The organism is Aeromonas sp. QDB34 (genome assembly GCF_027705405.1).
Lineage (GTDB): Bacteria > Pseudomonadota > Gammaproteobacteria > Enterobacterales > Aeromonadaceae > Aeromonas > Aeromonas hydrophila.
Window position 1 is genome coordinate 100,950 of the sequence record NZ_JAPDBT010000004.1, and the last position, 20,661, is coordinate 121,610.

The 20,661-nt window shown below is 62.7% G+C and carries 16 protein-coding genes; 13 read left to right on the plus strand and 3 right to left on the minus strand.

What is annotated here, in order from left to right:
- Positions 1 to 197: 197 nt before the first annotated feature.
- From dapB to OKC29_RS08165, 5 genes are all read left to right on the plus strand, one after another.
- Positions 198 to 1,010: a 4-hydroxy-tetrahydrodipicolinate reductase gene (gene dapB, locus OKC29_RS08145; RefSeq protein WP_011706537.1), complete on the plus strand. Its 813-nt coding sequence runs from the start codon at positions 198 to 200 to the stop codon at positions 1,008 to 1,010.
- A gap of 688 nt (positions 1,011 to 1,698) precedes the next feature.
- The gene (gene carA / locus OKC29_RS08150; RefSeq protein WP_073350785.1) at positions 1,699 to 2,835 is read left to right on the plus strand and encodes a glutamine-hydrolyzing carbamoyl-phosphate synthase small subunit; all 1,137 of its coding nucleotides are present in this window, start codon (positions 1,699 to 1,701) and stop codon (positions 2,833 to 2,835) included.
- A 16-nt stretch (positions 2,836 to 2,851) separates the two neighbouring features.
- The gene (carB, locus tag OKC29_RS08155) at positions 2,852 to 6,088 is read left to right on the plus strand and encodes a carbamoyl-phosphate synthase large subunit (RefSeq protein WP_041217817.1); all 3,237 of its coding nucleotides are present in this window, start codon (positions 2,852 to 2,854) and stop codon (positions 6,086 to 6,088) included.
- Between the two features lie 483 nt (positions 6,089 to 6,571).
- The gene (gene leuA, locus OKC29_RS08160) at positions 6,572 to 8,230 is read left to right on the plus strand and encodes a 2-isopropylmalate synthase (protein ID WP_073350784.1); all 1,659 of its coding nucleotides are present in this window, start codon (positions 6,572 to 6,574) and stop codon (positions 8,228 to 8,230) included.
- Positions 8,231 to 8,322: 92 nt separating this feature from the next.
- Entirely contained in the window at positions 8,323 to 9,576 is a 1,254-nt protein-coding gene (locus tag OKC29_RS08165; RefSeq protein WP_073350782.1) for a DUF1615 domain-containing protein, read from the plus strand.
- 36 nt (positions 9,577 to 9,612) lie between these two features.
- Here the strand turns inward: OKC29_RS08165 and OKC29_RS08170 are convergent, their stop codons facing one another.
- Together OKC29_RS08170 and OKC29_RS08175 are read right to left on the minus strand one after the other, a co-directional pair.
- On the minus strand, positions 9,613 to 10,611 hold the full coding sequence (locus OKC29_RS08170) for a DUF1176 domain-containing protein (protein WP_073350780.1): 999 nt from the start codon (positions 10,609 to 10,611) through the stop codon (positions 9,613 to 9,615).
- A 111-nt stretch (positions 10,612 to 10,722) separates the two neighbouring features.
- Complete coding sequence (locus tag OKC29_RS08175; protein ID WP_073350778.1) at positions 10,723 to 11,679, minus strand: hypothetical protein; 957 nt, start codon at positions 11,677 to 11,679, stop codon at positions 10,723 to 10,725.
- 222 nt (positions 11,680 to 11,901) lie between these two features.
- Here OKC29_RS08175 and OKC29_RS08180 point away from each other — a divergent pair, with 222 nt between their 5' ends.
- The 7 genes from OKC29_RS08180 to OKC29_RS08210 all read left to right on the plus strand — a co-directional run bounded on the left by OKC29_RS08180 (position 11,902) and on the right by OKC29_RS08210 (position 19,097).
- A complete protein-coding gene (locus OKC29_RS08180) occupies positions 11,902 to 13,485 on the plus strand; it encodes a CHASE4 domain-containing protein (protein ID WP_073350776.1) in 1,584 nt (527 codons plus the stop codon).
- 230 nt (positions 13,486 to 13,715) lie between these two features.
- Positions 13,716 to 14,366 (plus strand): DedA family protein, encoded by a 651-nt coding sequence (locus tag OKC29_RS08185; RefSeq protein ID WP_011706529.1) that lies wholly within the window; start codon positions 13,716 to 13,718, stop codon positions 14,364 to 14,366.
- Between the two features lie 99 nt (positions 14,367 to 14,465).
- Positions 14,466 to 14,999, plus strand: coding sequence for a spermidine N1-acetyltransferase (gene speG / locus OKC29_RS08190; protein WP_016351180.1), 534 nt, complete (start codon positions 14,466 to 14,468; stop codon positions 14,997 to 14,999).
- Positions 15,000 to 15,250: 251 nt separating this feature from the next.
- Positions 15,251 to 16,546, plus strand: coding sequence for a DEAD/DEAH box helicase (locus tag OKC29_RS08195; RefSeq protein WP_270669227.1), 1,296 nt, complete (start codon positions 15,251 to 15,253; stop codon positions 16,544 to 16,546).
- A 99-nt stretch (positions 16,547 to 16,645) separates the two neighbouring features.
- The gene (locus OKC29_RS08200; protein WP_024945779.1) at positions 16,646 to 17,284 is read left to right on the plus strand and encodes a DUF2913 family protein; all 639 of its coding nucleotides are present in this window, start codon (positions 16,646 to 16,648) and stop codon (positions 17,282 to 17,284) included.
- 270 nt (positions 17,285 to 17,554) lie between these two features.
- Positions 17,555 to 18,598, plus strand: coding sequence for a M35 family metallo-endopeptidase (locus OKC29_RS08205; protein WP_162275725.1), 1,044 nt, complete (start codon positions 17,555 to 17,557; stop codon positions 18,596 to 18,598).
- A gap of 64 nt (positions 18,599 to 18,662) precedes the next feature.
- Positions 18,663 to 19,097 (plus strand): protease, encoded by a 435-nt coding sequence (locus tag OKC29_RS08210; protein WP_162275724.1) that lies wholly within the window; start codon positions 18,663 to 18,665, stop codon positions 19,095 to 19,097.
- A gap of 19 nt (positions 19,098 to 19,116) precedes the next feature.
- On the opposite strand, the gene OKC29_RS08215 is transcribed toward OKC29_RS08210, so the two are convergent.
- On the minus strand, positions 19,117 to 20,115 hold the full coding sequence (locus OKC29_RS08215) for a questin oxidase family protein (protein WP_408786245.1): 999 nt from the start codon (positions 20,113 to 20,115) through the stop codon (positions 19,117 to 19,119).
- A 72-nt stretch (positions 20,116 to 20,187) separates the two neighbouring features.
- On the opposite strand from OKC29_RS08215, the gene soxR reads away from it, so the two are divergent.
- The gene (gene soxR / locus OKC29_RS08220) at positions 20,188 to 20,655 is read left to right on the plus strand and encodes a redox-sensitive transcriptional activator SoxR (RefSeq protein ID WP_017410890.1); all 468 of its coding nucleotides are present in this window, start codon (positions 20,188 to 20,190) and stop codon (positions 20,653 to 20,655) included.
- Positions 20,656 to 20,661: the final 6 nt, after the last annotated feature.

The window sequence follows — 20,661 nt, forward strand, 5'->3', positions numbered from 1 at the left end:
GGTCAAGATAGCCGTCCAGATGGATACTGCTTTTTGTCTGGTGATTTTGCTTAATTGATTAAATCCGTCAAATATTCGGATTTAAAGAGATATGTCGTTGAATTTTCGGGTGGCTAACGGCGGCCACGGCGGGCTTTTCAAAGCGGACGCAGGCTGGTAAAACGGTCTTTTTCCTTAATAGAGATGAGAGGGTGGAGATGGACAATCCGATCCGTGTGGCCGTGATGGGCTGTAATGGTCGTATGGGCAAGGTGCTGCTGGAGGCGATCAGCCATGCTGAGGGCGTGGTGGTCGGGGCGGCGCTGGAGCGACCGGGCTCCGCCGTGATCGGGCTGGATGCCGGCGAACTCAACGGGCTGGGTCGGCTCGGCGTCATCATCAGCGACAGCCTGGACAAGGTACGGGATGAGTTTGATCTCATCATCGACTTCACCCGCCCCGAGGTGACCCTGGCCAACCTGGCCTTCGCCCGGGCTCACCACAAGCAGATGGTGATCGGCACCACCGGCTTTGACGACGCGGGCAAGGCGGCGCTCAAGGCCGCCGCCGGCGAGATCGGCATCGTCTTCGCCTCCAACTACTCGGTCGGCGTCAACCTGGTGTTCAAGCTGCTGGAGCAGGCCGCCAAGGTGATGGGGGATTACACCGACATCGAGATCATCGAGGGGCACCACAGACACAAGGTGGATGCACCGTCCGGTACCGCGCTCTCCATGGGCGAGGTGGTGGCCAAGACGCTCGGACGTGACTTGAAAGAGTGCGCCGTTTACGGCCGCGAGGGGATCACCGGCGAGCGGGATCGCAACACCATCGGCTTTGCCACCATTCGCGCCGGCGATCTGGTGGGGGAGCACACCGTCATGTTCGCCGACATCGGCGAGCGGGTGGAGATCAGCCACAAGGCCTCCAGCCGCCTCACCTTCGCCAACGGTGCGGTGCGCGCCGGCAAATGGCTCAAGGGGCAGGGCGCCGGCCTCTATGACATGCAGGACGTGCTCGGCCTCAAGTAATCACATCAGCTGACACCAGGGGCCCCGTGGTGCGCACGGAGAGGCTGCCCGGCCCGTTCGTCTGCTAGAAACCCCGCTCATGCGGGGTTTTTTATTGGTGATTTTGTATAAATGACGCTTACGAAGCGATTTTCATGCGAAGTAGCATAAACCCTTCCTCTCTGCTGCTGCGCCGGATCTGCCATTGCACAAATGTCATCGGCTGGTAACGAAATTGGGCCTCAATAGCCCCCGTCAGGGCATTTTTTTACATCCATCAAAACAGACTAAAAATTCAAACGCAGAAAAACGTTTTCCATTTTCCAAGGACACTCATCCTCCCTAAAAAAGCTGTTTGCAGGCATTGAGATTTTTTATATGAAACTTCATTGCATTGTTTTTTAAGGATTAAAAATTGGTTTCTGTATCAATCTTGGTCTCTTGGTCTGGATTGGAAGCAACTTTTGCCTTTTCTTTTCAGGGTGGGGGTTGCAAAGCGATTGAGTGCATAGATAATGGGTAATGTTGCTTGTTTATTGAATTTAGATGCATTTCAGATGAGAAAAGACGTTGAAATGCGATCGTTTTTAAGTAGAATGCGCCCAATTTGCCAGAAATCTGCCGGGTTCGAGTCCTGTCCAAGGCCGGAACCGAGCCCGCAACACCCAGGTAAATTGCTGAATTTAAAGCTAAATAACTGGAGGTTGTCTTGAATCACACTGCATTGCTAGTGCTGGAAGATGGAACTGTGTTCAAAGGCGTGTCGATAGGCGCCGAGGGATGTTCCGTTGGTGAAGTGGTTTTCAATACGTCGATGACGGGCTATCAGGAAATCCTCACCGATCCCTCTTATTCCCGTCAGATAGTCACCCTCACTTACCCCCATATAGGCAACACCGGCACCAACAGCGAAGATGAAGAGTCCAGTCAAATCCACGCGCAGGGATTGATAATCCGGGACCTTCCGATACTTGCCTCCAATTTCCGCAATCAGCAATCCCTCTCCGAATACCTCAAGTCTCACAACATCGTTGGCATCGCCGACATCGACACCCGCAAACTGACCCGCATCCTGCGCGAGAAAGGCGCCCAGGCCGGCTGCATTCTGGCGGGCAAGCAGATAGATGAAGGGTTTGCCCTCGAACAGGCCCGCGCCTTCCCCGGCCTGAAGGGGATGGACCTGGCCAAAGAGGTCACGGTTGGCGAGGCGTACAACTGGACCGAAGGCAGCTGGCAGCTCGGCAAGGGGCACGTCACCCCGGCTGCCGACCAGCTCAAATACCACGTGGTGGCCTATGACTTTGGCGTCAAGCGCAACATCCTGCGCATGCTGGTGGACCGCGGCTGCCGCCTGACCGTGGTGCCGGCCAAGACCCCGGCTGCCGAGGTACTGGCGCTGAACCCGGATGGCATCTTCCTCTCCAACGGCCCCGGTGACCCCGAGCCGTGCGACTACGCCATCGAGGCCATCGAGGCCTTCCTCAAGACCAATATCCCGGTGTTCGGCATCTGCCTGGGTCACCAGTTGCTGGGTCTGGCCTCCGGCGCCAAGACCATCAAGATGAAGTTCGGCCACCACGGTGCCAACCACCCGGTGAAGAGCCTGGACGACAACACCGTCATGATTACCGCCCAGAACCACGGCTTTGCGGTGGACGAGCAGACCCTGCCGGATTGCCTGCGCGCGACCCACGTCTCCCTGTTCGACGGGTCACTGCAGGGCATCCATCGCACCGACCGGCCGGCCTTCAGCTTCCAGGGTCACCCCGAAGCGAGCCCGGGCCCGCACGACTGTGCCGGTCTGTTCGACCACTTTATTGAATTGATCAAGCAGTATCGCGCTTAAGAGGAAAAGAGAAGCCATGCCAAAACGTAACGACCTACAGAGCATCCTGATCCTCGGCGCCGGCCCCATCGTCATCGGCCAGGCCTGCGAATTCGACTACTCCGGCGCCCAGGCCTGCAAGGCCCTGCGCGAGGAGGGCTACCGCGTAATTCTGGTGAACTCCAACCCGGCCACCATCATGACCGACCCGGAGATGGCCGACGCCACCTACATCGAGCCCATCACCTGGGAAGTGGTGCGCGAGATCATCAAGAAAGAGCGCCCGGACGCCATCCTGCCCACCATGGGTGGCCAGACCGCACTCAACTGCGCGCTGGATCTGGAAAAGCACGGCGTGCTGGCCGAGTTCGGCGTGGAGATGATCGGCGCCACCGCCGATGCCATCGACAAGGCAGAAGACCGCTCCCGCTTTGACAAGGCGATGCGCAGCATTGGCCTGGAGTGCCCGCGTGCCGGCATCGCCCACAACATGGAAGAGGCCTGGGGCGTGCAACAGATGGTGGGTTTCCCCTGCATCATCCGTCCTTCCTTTACCATGGGTGGCTCCGGCGGCGGCATCGCCTACAACCCGGAAGAGTTCGTCGAGATCTGCGAGCGCGGTCTAGACCTGTCGCCGACCAAGGAGCTGCTCATCGACGAGTCGCTGATCGGCTGGAAAGAGTACGAGATGGAGGTGGTACGGGATCGCAACGACAACTGCATCATCGTCTGCGCCATCGAGAACTTCGACCCCATGGGCATCCACACCGGTGACTCCATCACGGTCGCGCCAGCCCAGACGCTGACCGACAAGGAGTACCAGCTGATGCGCAACGCCTCCATGGCGGTGCTGCGCGAGATCGGCGTCGAGACCGGTGGCTCCAACGTCCAGTTCGGCATCAACCCGAAAGATGGCCGCATGGTCATCATCGAGATGAACCCGCGGGTGTCGCGCTCCTCTGCGCTGGCCTCCAAGGCCACCGGCTTCCCCATCGCCAAGATCGCCGCCAAGCTCGCCATCGGTTACACCTTGGACGAGCTGATGAACGACATCACCGGCGGTCGCACCCCGGCCTCCTTCGAGCCGGCCATCGACTACGTGGTTACCAAGGTGCCGCGCTTCAACTTCGAGAAGTTTGCCGGCGCCAACGACCGCCTGACCACCCAGATGAAGTCCGTCGGCGAAGTGATGGCCATCGGCCGCAACTTCCAGGAGTCCCTGCACAAGGCGCTGCGCGGCCTCGAGACCGGCAAGACCGGCTTCGACCCCATGGTTGACCTGAACGCCCCTGACTCCCTGACCCGCATCCGCCACGAGCTGCAGGATGCCGGTGCCGAGCGTATCTTCTACATCGCCGACGCCTTCCGCGCCGGTCTCTCCATGGACGGCGTGTTCAAGCTGACCAAGATTGACCCCTGGTTCCTGGTGCAGATTGAAGAGCTGGTGAAGCTGGAAGAGCAGGTGAAAGAGCGCGGCATGGCTGGCCTCGATGCCGACTTCCTGCGCGCCCTCAAGCGCAAGGGCTTTGCCGACGCCCGTCTGGCCAAGATCCTCGGCGTGGCCGAAGGGGAAGTGCGCAAGCTGCGTGCCCGCCACAACATCTTCCCGGTCTACAAGCGGGTCGATACCTGCGCCGCCGAGTTTGCCACCAACACCGCCTACATGTACTCCAGCTATGACGAGGAGTGCGAGGCCAACCCCACCAACCGTGACAAGATCATGGTCATCGGTGGCGGCCCGAACCGCATCGGTCAGGGCATCGAGTTTGACTACTGCTGCGTACACGCGGCGCTGGCTCTGCGCGAAGACGGTTACGAGACCATCATGGTCAACTGCAACCCGGAGACCGTCTCCACCGACTACGACACCTCCGACCGTCTCTACTTCGAACCGGTCACCCTGGAAGACGTGCTGGAAATCGTGCGCGTCGAGCAGCCCAAGGGCGTCATCGTCCAGTACGGCGGCCAGACTCCGCTCAAGCTGGCCCGCGCCCTGGAAGCCAACGGCGTGCCGGTCATCGGTACCAGCCCGGATGCCATCGACCGCGCCGAAGACCGCGAGCGCTTCCAGTCTGCCGTCGAGCGCCTCGGCCTCAAGCAGCCGGAGAACGGCACCGTCACCGCGCTGGAGCAGGCGGTGCTGACCGCCGAGCGCATCACCTACCCGCTGGTGGTCCGTCCCTCCTACGTGCTGGGTGGCCGCGCCATGGAGATCGTCTATGACGAGCAAGACCTGCGCCGCTACTTCGCCGAGGCGGTGAGCGTCTCCAACGAGTCGCCGGTACTGCTGGACCGCTTCCTGGACGACGCCACCGAGGTGGACGTGGACGCCATCTGCGACGGTACCGATGTGGTCATCGGCGGCATCATGGAGCACATCGAACAGGCCGGCATCCACTCCGGTGACTCCGCCTGCTCCCTGCCGCCCTACACCTTGTCCAAGGCCATCCAGGACGAGATGCGCGAGCAGGTGCGCAAACTGGCGCTGGAGCTTGGCGTGGTCGGTCTGATGAACGTGCAGTTCGCGGTGAAAGACAACGAGATCTACCTCATCGAGGTGAACCCCCGTGCCGCCCGTACCGTGCCGTTCGTCTCCAAGGCCACCGGTGCACCGCTGGCCAAGATCGCTGCCCGCGTGATGGCCGGCCAGAGCCTGAAAGAACAGGGCTTTACCCAGGAGATCATCCCGCCCTACTACTCGGTGAAGGAAGTGGTACTGCCGTTCGCCAAGTTCCCGGGTGTCGACCCGCTGCTGGGGCCGGAGATGCGCTCCACTGGTGAAGTGATGGGTGTGGGCAGCAGCTTTGCCGAGGCCTATGCCAAGGCGCAGCTGGGGGCCGGTCACCAGGTGCCGCGAGAAGGGCGCGCCCTGCTCTCCGTTCGCCACAGCGACAAGGAGCGGGTGGTGAACCTGGCCGCCAAGCTGCTGGAGCTGGGCTATGACCTCGACGCCACCCACGGCACCGCGGTGACCTTGGGCGAGGCGAGCATCAACCCGCGCCTGGTCAACAAGGTGCACGAGGGGCGCCCGCACATTCTGGATCGCATCAAGAATGGCGAGTACACCTACATCGTCAACACCGCCGAGGGTCGTCAGGCCATCCAGGATTCCAAGCAGCTGCGCCGCGGCGCCCTGCAGCACAAGGTGGCCTACACCACCACGCTGCACGCCGCCTTTGCCACCTGCATGGCCATCAGCGTGGATGCCACCGCCAACGTCAACTCGGTGCAGGAGCTGCACCAGAAGGTCGAAAGCCAGCTGAAAAGCCGCTAAGACCGCGTGATGAAGGAGGGACGCCTCCTTCGTGACTCGATAAAACCCCGCCAGCGATGGCGGGGTTTTTTATTGGCAAAGAGATTGGCCTGTCATGGCCACGGGCGTCACCGAGCAACAGGCTCTGGGTGATATTCACCACCATGAAGCAGAAAGTGTCGCAATGATTGCGCAATAGATGTATTTGACAGCCTTCTTTGCAATCTCTCGCTCGCGTCGCCTCTCTATACTGGTTTCTCGTCACAGGATTTATCGACCCAGGTCGTCTGCGCCTGCCAACGCAGGGGCGAGCAGATCGGGCCCGCAGCCTTATCGGGTTGTGCGGCCGGCCCCCTTACCGGAAGGGGCCACAGGAAACCGGGCGTGGGGCTACCGCCGCACGACCGGCCAGGGCCAGCGTTACCGCGCCAACCCGCTTCCCCTCCTTGTCCCCGTCAATCAGCCCAGCCGTACCGCCAGGACATCTGCCAAGGGAATCAGAATATGAGCTTCGATCATCGCAAATACCGCCGTGCCCCCGTCATCAATCTGGCGGATCGCCAGTGGCCCAACCGGGTGCTGGAGCGGGCGCCGCTCTGGTGCGCGGTGGATCTGCGCGACGGCAACCAGGCGCTGGTCGAGCCGATGACGGTGGTGCAAAAGCTGCAGATGTGGGCGCTGATGGTGCACATCGGCTTCAAGCACATCGAGGTGGGCTTTCCGGCCGCCTCCCAGCCTGATTTCGACTTCGTGCGCGAGCTTATCGATCGCAACCTGATTCCGGACGACGTCACCATCCAGGTGTTGGTGCAGGCGCGCGAAGATCTGATTGCCCGCACCTTCGAGGCCCTCAAGGGGGCCAAGCGGGCCATCGTCCACGTCTACAACTCGGTCAACCCGACCCAGCGCAACTATGTGTTCAACTCGGGGTGCGAAGGGGTCAAGGCCATCGCCGTGCAGGGTGCGCGCTGGGTGCGCGAGTATGCGGCCCGCAATCCGGGTACCGAGTGGAGTTTTCAGTACTCACCGGAGAGCTTCAGCAGCACCGAGGTGGAGTTCGCCGTCGAGGTGTGTGACGCGGTGATCGACCAGTGGCGCCCGGCGGCCCGCCCGATGATCCTGAACCTGCCCGCCACGGTGGAGGTGAGCACCCCCAATGTGTTTGCCGATCAGGTTGAGTGGTTCTGCCGCCACCTCAAGGCGCGACCCGAGGTGAGCATCTCTATCCACACCCACAACGACAGAGGCTGCGGGGTGGCCGCCGCCGAGCTGGCGGTGCTGGCGGGGGCGGATCGCATCGAGGGCACCCTGCTCGGCAACGGCGAGCGCACCGGCAACATGGACATCGTCACCATGGCCATGAACCTCTACAGCCAGGGGATCGATCCCGAACTCAACCTGGCGGACATGGATGCCATCGTCGCCACTGTAGGAGCCTGCACCCAGATTGCCCTGCACCCGCGTCATCCCTATGCCGGCGAGCTGGTCTACACGGCGTTTTCCGGCAGCCACCAGGACGCTATCCGCAAATCCCTGGCGGCGGAGAAGCCGGATCACTACTGGGACGTGGCTTACCTGCCCATCGACCCTGCCGATCTCGGTCGCAGCTACGAGGCGGTGATCCGCATCAACAGCCAGTCCGGCAAGGGGGGCGTCACCTACCTGCTGGAGCGCGACCTTGGTCTGCAACTGCCGCGCTGGCTGCAAATTGACTTCAGCCGCCGGGTGCAGGCCGAGGCTGAGGCTTGCAGCAGCGAGATAAGTCCGGAGCAGATCCGCACCCTGTTCGAGCGCCACTATCTCGAACCCGCCCACGGCTATCGCATTGGTCGCTTCCAGCTCGGTCGCGACAGCCAGGAGAGCCTGCGCCTTGAGCTGCAGACCCCGACCGGCTCGCTGCAGCTCAGTGGTGAAGGGGAGGGAGCCATCACGGCGCTGGTCAACGGCTGGCAGCGCCAGACCGGGATGCACATCGACGTGCTGGATTACTCGGAGCATGCCTTAAGCGCCGGCACCGAGTCCCGCGCCGCCGCCTACGTACTGCTGAGTGTCGACGGGACCCGTACCTGCGGGGTGGCCATCGGCCGCGACGTGGTCAGCGCCTCCCTGCAGGCGGTGATCAATGGCGCCGCCCAGATAGAGGCGCTGCGCCAGAGCGCCTGATCCCGGCGCCATATCGACCCTTGGGGGCCCTCGCCACGCAGGCGGGGGCCCTTGTCATTGATGGCTTCTGCTCCCCGTCCCAATCCTCTACAATGCCCTGCCTGTCTGCGTCCGGATACCCCTTGCGGGGGCCGGGACGCCTCATCCACCGGGAAGCATTCATGTCTCATCTCATCATCTGTCGTCATTATCTGGCCCCGCTGCTGGCCACCTTGCTGCTGGCCGCCTGTGCCAGTGAACCCGTCAGTCAGGGCGATGCCAGCAAGCCTGGCAGCGCCGCCGTCACCGGGCCGGCCATCGCCAAGCCCGCCCCGCTGCCCAAGGCCCAGGTCCCCCGGGCGCCCGCCAGCATGCAGTCACGCATTGTGCGGCTGCTGCCGGCCCGCACCGTGGATCGCAACGGCTGGGCCCAGGATATCGTCACCGCCCTCGCCAAACAGGATCTGGCGGTGACCGACGAGAACGTCTGCTCCGTGCTGGCGGTGGCGGAGCAGGAGTCCACCTTTCAGGCCGACCCCGTGGTGCCGGGCCTTGGCAAGATCGCCTGGAAGGAGATCAACGCCCGCGCCGGCAAGCTGCTGATCCCCGAGTTCGTGGTGCGTACCGCGCTCTCCATCAACTCGCCCACCGGCAAAACTTACGCCGAGCGCATCGACAAGTTGCGCACCGAGCGGGAGATGAGCGAGATCTTCGAGGACATGATAGGGGAGGTGCCCATGGGCAAGACCCTGTTTGGCAACATGAACCCGGTGCGCACCGGCGGCCCCATGCAGGTGAGTATCGCCTTTGCCGAGGCCAACAGCGACGGCTATCCCTATCCGATCAAGGAGTCCATTCGCCACGAGGTATTCAGTCGCCGTGGCGGCATCTGGTTCGGCACCCGCCACCTGCTCAACTACCCGGCCCAGTATCCGGATCACCTCTACCGCTATGCCGACTTCAATGCCGGCTGGTATGCGAGCCGCAACGCGGCCTTCCAGGCGGCGGTGAGCCGGTTGAGCGGCAAGCCGCTGGCGCTGGATGGGGATCTCATTCGCTACGACTCCGAGCTGCCGGGCAAGACCGAGTTGGCGGTGCATACCATCGCCGGCCAGCTCAACATGAGCCAGCAGGCCATCCACCAGAGCCTGAAGCTTGGCGACACCAGCGAGTTTGCCCAAAGCGATCTCTACCACAGGGTCTTCGTACTGGCCGATCGCAAGGCGGGCAGCCGGCTGCCACGCGCTGTGCTGCCGGGCATCTCTCTCAAGAGCCCCAAGATCACCCGCAACCTCACCACTGCCTGGTTTGCCAAGCGAGTGCAGTGGCGCCAGCAAACCTGCCTCAAGCGGCTGGGGTCGCTGTAACTGCAATAACAAAGGCGGCCACTGGGCCGCCTTTGTTTACTGTGCTTTGACTACCTTGCTGGTCAAGGTCGGCAGATGCCAGGTTCCCCCCAGTGCAATCATGCGGCAGCTTCCGGTAGTGCTTTGCTCACTCTGCACGAAGGTTTTGCCATCCCACACCCAGCTTTCGAAAGAAAAACAATCTCCTATCCCTCTTCCTTTGTGCGAGGCACTCAGTTCACCCATTCCATAGCCATTTGCATCAGTGCTGATGAGAGTCGCACTGGCGGTATCAAGGTTTGTGTCAATCACAATGAAGGCCGAACCGTCGTTGTAAGCAGCGAGCCAGCAGGGTAGTTGGACCAAGGCTCGTTCTTGGTTCAGGGGATAGAGCATGCCGCCCTCTGAATTTTCATCGACCATGGGGCAGGTGTCTTTATCGACTTGCCGCTTCAGCCACTTGCCTATGTTCTGTTGCTCCGGCTTGGTGAGCGGGCGGGAGAGGTTGTCTGCGGCTACGGCGCCAGCATGGATCACGGGAGCCGCCAAGGCAGGAGGAATGGATGTAGTGGGTAATGGGCCCTGTTTGGTCAGGGCTGTACTGGTATTGAGGCGGCCTTGGAACTCATCCATTTTGAGAAAAATGGCATAAGCTCCGGCGCCGGATAGCGGTTCCTGATGCTTGCTCCATTCAAATACCACCTTGCCAGTCCCCTTGATCGCTCGGACCAGTGCTGCGATTTGAGGCTGGCTGAACGGAGTCCGCTCTTTTACGGTGCCAAGCACTTCACCATTGATGCGCAGTGTGATCAAACCATCAGCGGGGGCTCCCGGTGTCTGTTCATCAACCTCTGCTATGGCAAGTTCTGCATGCAATGTACCTTTGGCGCCAGCCTCTCGGGTGAGCAAAACCGAGAGTCCCCCTGATTCTGCGCTATAACCTGCGGCTCGGCATGTGCGTGTGTTGTCACAGGCCAGTTCCCAGTCCTTGTGTTGAAAAGAGAGCCCTTCAATAGACGAGCCGAGAGCGGATACCAAAAGTGTTGTAATGAGCATGGGATGGTTCCAGAAGCATTGGGCCGGTCAGGATAACATTCTGGACGGTTCAAATTGAATCTTGTTGTGGGCTGGTGGAACAGTGCAAAGGGATATAGCCCTTCGATCTGGTTAGAAGCTCATCGCCAGCCCAACGCCGTAGCCGCTGGTGTTGTGGCTGAACATATAGCGGGCCACCAGCCGGGTGCGGGTGACGAAGATATCGTACTTGCTGCTGTCGAGCTCTACCCCGAGGCCGAGGGAGTTGAGGGAGTTGAAGCCGAGCAGGCCGCGCTGCTCGCCCAGGTATTCGGTGCGGGCTCCCTCCATCACGTAGCGCACAGGTTTGCCCAGCAGCGTCAGATTGCCGATGGGGGCGCGCCGGCGCAGATAGAGGCCGAGGTTTTCGGCATTGGCCTGGCCGGTCACGCTGGCGGCGGTGCCGCCAAAGCTCTGCAGGTGTTGATAGGAGTAGCGCAGCTCGGCGTCGATGTCCTGGCCGGGGGAAAACAGCTCGTAGTCCAGCATCATGGCGCCACCGAGGCCGTAGACGTCGAGCCGGCCGCCATCGAGAAAATCGAGGTTCTTGCCGGTGTACTGGCCCAGCAGCCAGTTGCCGATGCGCAGATCGCTCGCCACCGTGCCGAGGGTGACGTTGCCGATGGGGCGCAGCACCCAGTTGCCGCCGTGGCTGTCCCGGTGCAGCCCTATGTCCCAGCCAATCCCGCCGGTGGCGGTCAGGCTGTTCCACTTGGTGGGAACGGTGCGGCTCTCGCTGCCGCTGCTGACCACGAACTGGGGATCGTAGCGGCTGAATCCCAGGGTCCCTTCCAGATAAATCGGGACGCTCTCGCTCATGGTGGCGCCGCCGCCGATCTGGGTCATGTTGAGGGCCGAGGATTGATTGGTGCCACTGCCGATGTTGATGTTGCTGGCGGTGATGTCGGGCACCACGGTGAAGGTCATCAGCGACACCACGGCGTTGGCGCGCTGTTGCACCCGCGAGTCGTCATCGGCCATGGCCTGGCAGCTGCACAGCAGGCCGAGCAGCAGAGCGGGGCGCAGTGGAAGGGGGAGAGGTGTGAACATGCCGGGATCCCGTGAAGCCTCTTCCGATGAGGCACGGTTACACTGTAGCGATTATTTGCTCGCTTGGCAGCCCCACCGTGAGCCGGATGACGCCATTTTTGCTCATTCACGCCATGGCAGTGCAGGTTGGTCGCCCTGGCGAGCTTTTTCGCGCAAGGGAGAGGCGCAGAGGCAAAATCCATTAAACTCAATGGGTCACCTGTCCGGGAGTGTGGATTAAAGATGAAGATCAGCCGCAAGATTACGCTGACCATAGTGCTGACGCTGCTGCTGTTGCTGGGGGTCGGCTATGTCGGCCTTCATTATGTGGTCGGCAACAAGTTTGGCGAGCTGGAGCGCATGAGCGTGGAGCGCAACCGCGAGCGGGTCCGGGCCGTGGTGCAGGCCGAGCTTGGCCAGCTCACCATGCTGGGGCAGGACTGGTCCGAATGGGACGAGACCTACGCCTACATGGTGAGCCGCGATCCCGCCTATTTGGCGGCCAATCTCAACGTGCGCACCTTCGAGACCCTGGGGGTGGATCTGGTGGCCCTCTATGATGCCGACAAGCAGCCACAGGCGGCGTTTGCCTATCATGGCGGCCAGCTGGTGACGCAGACCCCGGCCCAGCTGGCGCCTCTGACCGATTATCTGGTGCGCTACGGCAGCCTCAAGCCCAATGCCGGCATCTGGTTTGACGGCGAGCGTTACTACCTGCTGGCCGCCACCCAGATCCTGACCAGCGAGGGGGAGGGGCCGAGTCGCGGCACCCTGTTGCTGCTCAAGGCCTTCACCACCCGGTTAGTCCATCAGCTGCAAAAGCGCACCAATCTCTCGCTCTCCTTTTTGAGCCCGCAGCAGCTGGCCACCAGCCTGGGGGTCACCACCCTGGCCCGGCTCAGGGCCAATGACAGCCTGATCCTGCCGCAGGAGGAGCGACTGCTCACCCTGGCCCAAATAGATACCCTGCAGGAGGACTCCCCGCTCATCTTTCGCTTCACCCTGCCACGGGATCTGATGCTGGAGGGCAAGGCCATCGAGCGGCACATTTTCTGGCTGCTGAGCCTGGGGACCTTGCTGTTCGGGGCTCTGGTGCTGCTGATCCTCAACGGCTATATCGCCGCCCGTTTGCAGCGGCTGAGCGCCAATTTGCGGCTCATCGGTGACGACGGTGCGGTGCGCCGGCTGCTGGTGGAGGGCAACGACGAGATCTCCCAGGTGGCCATCGACTGCAATCGGATGCTCGATCATCTGGACAGCCTGCGTCAGCGCCAGCTCGACAGCGAAGCCCGCCAGAAACTGCAGCACGGCGCCCTCATTCATCTGGCCAAGAGCGATCTGCTGAGCGGCGAGGATCCGGGTCAGGCGGCGCGCCACATCAACGAGGCGATCTGCTCGGGCACCGGCGCGGCGCGGGCCAGCGTCTGGTTCAGTGCCGAAGACAAGCAGAGCATGTACTGCCAGGATCTGTTCTTTTTGCCCAAGCTCCATCACCAGCAGGGCTTTCACCTGCCGTATGCCTTGATCCAGGGGCGCTACGAGGTCTCCAAGCCCGAGCATGAACCCTGCCTCATCCTGCGCGAGTCCTACGATCTGGCGCGCTTTGGCGCCATGCTGGCCCAGCTTGGGCTGGAGGGGCTCTCCGGCACCATCCTGATGGCGCCCCTCAAGCAGGGGGATGAGCTGCTCGGCTTCATCATCGCCGAGCGGGCCAGGCTGAGCGAGGTATGGCATCCCGACGAACTCGCCTTCGTGCTGTCGGTGTGCGATCTCTCGGCCCAGACCCTGCTCACCCTCACCAAGTTGCAGCGCCTCAAGCGCAGTTGACGCCGTTTTGCTGTCTTGGCCTCTCCAGCCGGAGCGGGCCCGATTTTTTTGATGGCCCTGGCCGATTATCTCCCTTATCCATGACCTGTATTAATTTCTTGTTCACTTGGCCGGGTGTATAACGGGCCACCCTCAGGGATAAAAGGGGTTGGCGACAGGGAGGGTCTGCCGCACCGGAGGCCGTCAGGCCACCCAGGATGGATGCTCACGAAGTTGATGGGAGTCACCAGATGCAGGACATGCTGCTTGCCATATGGCAACAGGACTTTGACCAATTGATCCAGATGCAGGCGGTGGGCCTGCTCGTCACCTGCCTGGTGGTGATCCTTTTTCTCGAATCGAGTTTCGTGTTTCTGCCCCTGCCCGGTGACAGCCTGGTGCTGCTGGCCGGCGGGCTGGTGGGGATGGGGGTGCTCGGCCCCGAAGTGACGCTGCTCTACATGCCGCTGGCGGCGGGGCTTGGCAGCCTGATCGCCTATGTGCAGGGGCAGGCGCTGCACGGTACCGCCTTCATGGGCCACGTGGAGCGGATGATCCCGGACGGCAGCCTGCCGCGGGCCTCCCGCCTGCTGCACAACTACGGCTTCTGGGCCATGTTCTCCTCCCGTTTCGTACCCTTCGTGCGGGTGCTGACCCCCATGCTGATGGGGGTCTCGCGGCTGCACCTGCCGCGGGTGATGATCGCCAGTTTTGCCAGCGCCTTCCTCTGGGCCCTGGTGCTGAGCCTGGTGGGCAAGGCGGTGATGGCGGCCCCGGTGTTCGCCCAGTATCACGAGCTGCTGACCAAGTGCCTGCTGGTGACCTCCCTCGGCCTGTTCGTCATCGCCATGGCCGCCATCGCCATCCGGCTGCTCAAGCGCCCGACCAACCGCATTCGCTGACCGGCCGGGGCAGGGGCCCCGCCGTCTGTTGCTCTCATTCTTCATGGCGCCGCCGCCCCTGGCTGGCCGGCGCCCCTTCACGCTGCAAGCAGGTACCTTATGTCATCCCATGACACCTTGACCCTTCGCCCCCTCGAGCGCGAGGATCTCAAGTTCGTCCATCAACTCAACAACAACGCCAGCATCATGCGCTACTGGTTCGAGGAGCCTTACGAGGCGTACATGGAGCTGGCCCAGCTCTATGACAAGCACATCCACGACCAGCACGAGCGCCGTTTCATCCTCGAGGTGGCGGGGGACAACGTGGGGCTGGTGGAGCTGGTGGACATCCGCAGCATCCATCGCCGCGCCGAATTCCAGATCATCATCGCCCCCGCCCATCAGGGGAAGGGCTATGCCAAGACCGCCACCTTGAAGGCGATGAAGTACGGCTTCAACGTGCTCAACCTGCACAAGCTCTATCTCATCGTCGATCGGGACAACGCCCGGGCGATCCACATCTATCAGGAGCTGGGCTTCGAGCCGGAGGGGGAGCTCAAAGAGGAGTTCTTCATCGATGGGCAATATCGCACCGCCATTCGCATGTGCCTGTTCCAAAGAGACTTCCTGGCCCAGAATGGTCGAGGTGGCTGAACTCCCGTGCGGACATGAATGGCTGCTGGTTGGGCGTGTTCGCCTTGCCAGCCAGGCGGCCCTGGTGCCATGAAAAGGGCGCGTATTTGAGGCAGAATTTGCGCCATCTATCTGTTACACTTCGCGCCCGCCATTTTCCGGCCACTCTCTGACTTGATGTCAGGCACAGCCGTCGGTGGTCTGCACCGACTTTTCGCTCATGCCGAGCTAACCAAGCCAGCCACAGTCCAGCTGGAACACAGGAACCCATTATGAGATTTGAATCGTTCGATTTTGCCCCCGAGATTTTGCGCGCCATCTCAGAGTGCGGTTATCAGGAGATGACCCCTGTGCAGCAGCAGGCGATCCCGGCCATCCGCCGCGGTCGTGACGTGCTGGCCAGCGCCCAGACCGGTACCGGCAAGACCGCCGCCTTTGCCCTGCCCATCCTGCAGCGGCTGGTGGACAATCCGGCACCGGTGCAGCCTTCCAACGCCCGGGTGCTGATCCTGACCCCGACCCGCGAGCTGGCGGCCCAGGTGGCGAGCAACATCAATGACTTCGCCAAGCATCTGGATATCACCACCCTCACCATCTACGGCGGTGGCAAGCAGGATGTGCAGGCCAGAAAACTGAAAGCGGGCGCTCACATCATAGTGGCGACCCCGGGTCGGCTGCTGGAGCACCTCACCGCCTGCAACCTGAGCCTCTCCGGTGTCGAGTGCCTGGTGCTGGATGAAGCGGACCGTATCCTCGACATGGGCTTCAGTGCCGATGTGCAGCAGATCCTGCAGGCGGTCAACAAGACCCGTCAGAACCTGCTGTTCTCCGCCACCTTCTCCGAGGCGGTGAAGAAGCTGGCCAACCTGATGCTGGACAAGCCTCAGATAGTGAGCGTCAACAAGCAGAACTCCACCGCCGATACCGTCAGCCACACCGTCTATCCGGTGGAGCAGAAGCGCAAGCGCGAGCTGCTCTCCGAGCTCATCGGCAAGCAGAACTGGCCGCAGGTGCTGGTGTTTGCCAGTACCCGCGAGAGCTGCGACGAGCTGGTGGCCGAGCTGAACCTCGACGGCATCAAGTCCGCCGTGGTGCACGGCGACAAGGCGCAGGGCAGCCGTCGCCGCGCCCTGCGCGAGTTCACCGAAGGCAAGCTGCGGGTGCTAGTGGCCACCGAAGTGGCCGCCCGTGGCCTGGATATCCCGGATCTCGAGTACGTGGTCAACTATGATCTGCCGTTCCTGGCGGAAGACTACGTGCAACGCATCGGCCGTACCGGCCGCGCCGGCAAGAGCGGCATGGCCATCTCCTTCGTCAGCCGCGAGGAAGAGCGCACCCTGCTGGAGATCGAGGCGCTGATCGGCCAGAAGATCCGCCGCATCATGGTGCCGGGCTACGAGGTGAGCAGCCGCGACGAGCTGATCAAGCAGCTGCAGGAGCGCCGCCGCTTCGGCAAGCGCCCGCAGCGGGAAGACAACGCCGCCGCCCAGGCCATGGCCGAGGCCAAGCTGCAGGGCCAGCGTCTCAAGCGCCTGGCTGCCGCCAAGAAGCCGCGCCAGCCGAAATAAGGCGCGCAGGCCGCTCTATTGAACCGCAAAGGCGCCACTGGCGCCTTTGCCATCTCTGTCATCGGTGTTGACCCTTGGTAGTCAACTCAAGGATTGCTTATGACCGCTCCTACCTACAATCAGGCCCTGTTCGAGATGGCCAGCCAGAGTCTGGCCGAACTGGCCCGCACCGCCGAGCAGAAGGCTGGCAAGCGTACCCCGGCGCAAGAGAGCCACTTTCTCTGCACCTGGATGGCCGACTCCCTCAAGGAGAAGCGCTTCTCCCGGCTGGTGATGGAGGATTTGAAGGATTGGGTGCAACTTGGCCGCACCCTGGGGGCCGGCGCCGATCTCAAGGGGCTGCTTGAGCGGATCATGAGCCAATATGAGCGGGCCATGGCCGAGCCGACCGGGCTCGGCAGCCGGCTGGCCGCCCTGTTGGCCGAGCTCGCGGCCGAGGGTTGGTTAGTGATTACCGACAGCGAGGTGAGCGCCAAGCTGCGCCTGCAATCGGGCGGTCAGCCGAGCCTCATCATCAGTGCCAGCGAGTATCAGGGCCACATCGAGGCCGGCGAGCTTATCAAGCCGCTCACCCTCTATGTGCGCGGCGACGAGGCCCGGCTGGCACGGGCGGCCTTTGCCCACCGCCTGCTGCTGAGCCAGGGCAACAAGAAAACCACCCTGGTCAAGCACCACAAGGCTTACCGGCTGGTGCCGGGCAACGCGCAGCCAGCGCTGGCGCTGCTGGTAGGCCCCTGAGCTGGGTCTGCTTCATTTGTCTGAGAACCCCGGCCCGGTGCCGGGGTTTTTTATGAGCGCGGGGCGGGGTGGCAGGCAGGGGAAAGGGGGAGGGCACCGCGACTCTTGTCGCAGCAAGCGGGGACATTGGGCATTCCCCCTATCCTGGGGGGCGTCCCCCATATGGTGGGATGGTCGCGGAAAAAAACTGCTCTAGGGTGAGTGGGCCCCAAAGAGGGCCTTGAAGGAAGCAAACCGCCTGACAAGGCGACACTCAATGAATGAGGAAACATGATGAAAGCGACTCCCATTGCCCTGTTGCTGGCCGGCGTGCTGGCCTCCCCGCTCTGCGCCGCAGGGCTCGACGCCCAGCTCACCCTGGTGGATGGCAACAGTGACGACGTGCGCGTCAACCTGACCCTGACCAACAGCGGGGACAAGCCGGTTCGCCTGCTCAAATGGCAACTGCCGGGCAGCGAAGATGCCCCCCTGTTCCTGGTGGAGCGGGACGGCCAGCCGGTCAGCTACGAGGGGGCCTTGATCAAGCGGGCAGCCCCGACCGACAAGGACTTCCAGCTGCTCAAGGCTGGCCAGAGCCTGACGGTGCAGGCCGAGGTCTCCGGTCTCTACGACATGAGTGCCCAGGGCCAGTACAGCATCCGCTACCTGCTGCCGACGTTGCCGCAAGAGGCGAAAGCCGCCAAGGCCAAGCAGGCCCAGGCGAGCGAATCCAATGCGGTGACCCTGTGGGTGGACGGGGTGAGTGACGAGCGGGTGCTGGCCAAGGCGGCCTCCCTGGCCGAGCCGCAGGCGGTGACCGCCTCGGTTAGCTTCAGCGGCCGCTGCACCAACACCCAGAAGAGCGACATCCTGGCGGCGCTCGATGCCGCCAGCGGCATCACCAACAACTCCAGCAGCTACCTGGCGGTGGACAAGCCGGAAGGCCAGCGTTATCGCAGCTGGTTTGGCGCCTATGATGCATCGCGCTGGGATCAGGCCGAGACCCACTTCAGCAAGATCAAGGATGCCATCGACAACAAGCCGCTCACCTTCGACTGCGGTTGCAAGCAGAGCTACTTTGCCTATGTCTATCCGGATCAGCCCTACAAGGTCTACCTGTGCAAGAGCTTCTGGACCGCACCGGTCAGCGGGACCGACTCCCGTGCCGGCACCATCGTCCACGAGCTGAGCCACTTCAACGTGGTGGCGGGCACCGACGATCTGGGTTACGGTCAGGCCAATGCCCGCAATCTGGCGAAGACGGATCCGGTCAAGGCGCTCAACAACGCCGACAACCATGAGTACTTCGCCGAGAATACGCCGAGCGAAAACTGATTTGCCGACCGGGGGCCGCAAGGCCCCTTCTTGTCCATGTCGTTTGTCATAGGAAGGAGCGACCATGATGACACTCTTGCTCACCACCCTGGCGCTGGCCCCCCTGCAGTGCGATCTGTCGGTCAAGACACAAAGCCGGGTCAACGAGCCACTGCCGCTGGTGATGACCCTGACCAACCGGGGAGAGGGGCCACTCGAGGTGCTGAGCTGGTTCACGCCGTTTGAAGGCTGGTTTGCCGATGCCATCGATCTCACCCTCGATGATCGGCCGATACCCTACAAGGGCCCGCTGGCCAAGCGGGGCAACCCGGGCGCCGAGGATTTCTTCTTGCTGGGGGCCGGTCAGCAGAGCCAGGCCGACGCGGATCTGACCCTGGCCTATGATCTCTCCCGCCCTGGCCGCTACCAACTGAGCTACCGCGCCCAGCCGCTGACCCTGACCCGGGGCGTGGCTCCCCGCTGCCCCGTCATTCACTTCACCCGGCTGCCCGCCTCCTAGGGCGGCCCCTGCGTACGACCTAGATGGCATCCGGCCCGGTGAGCGGCGCCAGCAGCCCTGCCGCGCGGGCGGCCACCGCCAGATAACGGTCTGCCAGCAAAGGCCTGGCGAGCCCCTCTCGCCAGCAGCAATGCACCAGCTTGATCACATGATCGTCGAGGCTCGCCACTGCCCGGGCCAGCACGTTTTGCCACGACAGCTTGCCGGTATCGGGCCAGACCGGCGTCTGCAGTGACGGCGCGCCGACCGTGACATAGGCGGCCGCCACCGCCTGCCACATCAGGGTCTGCCAGCGCGCTTGCCATGGCGTTGGCAGGTGGCTGGCGACGATGGCGGCGGCGCGGCTGCCGGTCACCATGTGCAGCACGGTAAAATTGCCGGTCTGCCAGTAGAGGGCGAGGGCCGCGTCGGCCAGCTGCACCAGCAGATCCGATGATGATACCCCGCTCGGTAACCCACTCGCCCAGGTCGGCGCATCCGTCACCTGCCGCAGTCGCTCGGTGATCCACTCGCCCTGCCAGCGTGCGCCTTCCCACTGCCGGGCCAGCGCGCTCAGCAGAGCATCGATATCCTGCACCGGCGCCCGCTGCCCGGCCGGCACCCGCAAGGGTCTGCACTGCCAGGCGGCCAATGCGGCGGCCTGTTCTCCCAGATGGCCATTTTCCAGCGCGCAGGCAAAGCGGATCAGCGGATGGAAGGCGCCGCCGGCCGGCGAGAGACCCTGCTCCAGCAGGCTGACAAAGGTGGGCAGCCACCCCTCGTCGGCCAGCCGTGTTGCCAACTGCTGACGCAGCCGGACAAACTGCAGCTCCTCCTCATCCCCCTGCTGTTGTTCACCCCCCGGCAGGGCATAGTTGGCCTGCCAGTGTGCGAAGAACTGCTGCAGCTGGTGGGGATTGGCGCCCATCTCGTGCAGGGCGTGCAATGCCATCGGGCAGTGATTGGTGGTGCCGCGTCCGTTGAGGGCAAAGGCTCGATTGGCATCGAGCAGATGATGAAGATGATGAAGATGATGCATAATCATTTGACTCCTTTCATAAGGGGAGACAGGATTGTGCAAGTTAAAGCTAACTTGAGGTCAAGCGTGGCGATGGAACGCAAATGGCTGGCCATCGGCCAGATAGCCAAACGCTCGGGCGTCAAGGCCAGCGCCCTGCGCTTCTACGAGCAGAAGGGGCTGATTGGCAGTGTGCGCAGCGAGGGGGGGCAGCGGCTCTATCCGCAGGATGTGCTGCGCCGCATCGCCTTCATCCGGGTGGCGCAGGGCATGGGGTTGAGTCTGGGCGAGATAGGGGAGGCCCTGGCCGGTCTGCCGGAAGGGCGCACCCCGGATCGCCGCGACTGGGACGGCATTGCCGGCCAGTGGCAGAGCCTGCTCGATCGGCGCATCACGGCGCTGCAGCAGCTCAAGGAGAAACTTGGCGCCTGCATTGGTTGCGGTTGCCTCTCGCTGGAGCACTGCGCACTTTACAATCCGGATGATCAGGCCGCCGGGCAGGGCGAGGGTCCCCGCTACCTGCTGGGGGATACGCCACCGAGCGGGCCGGCAGCAAAATGATGAACA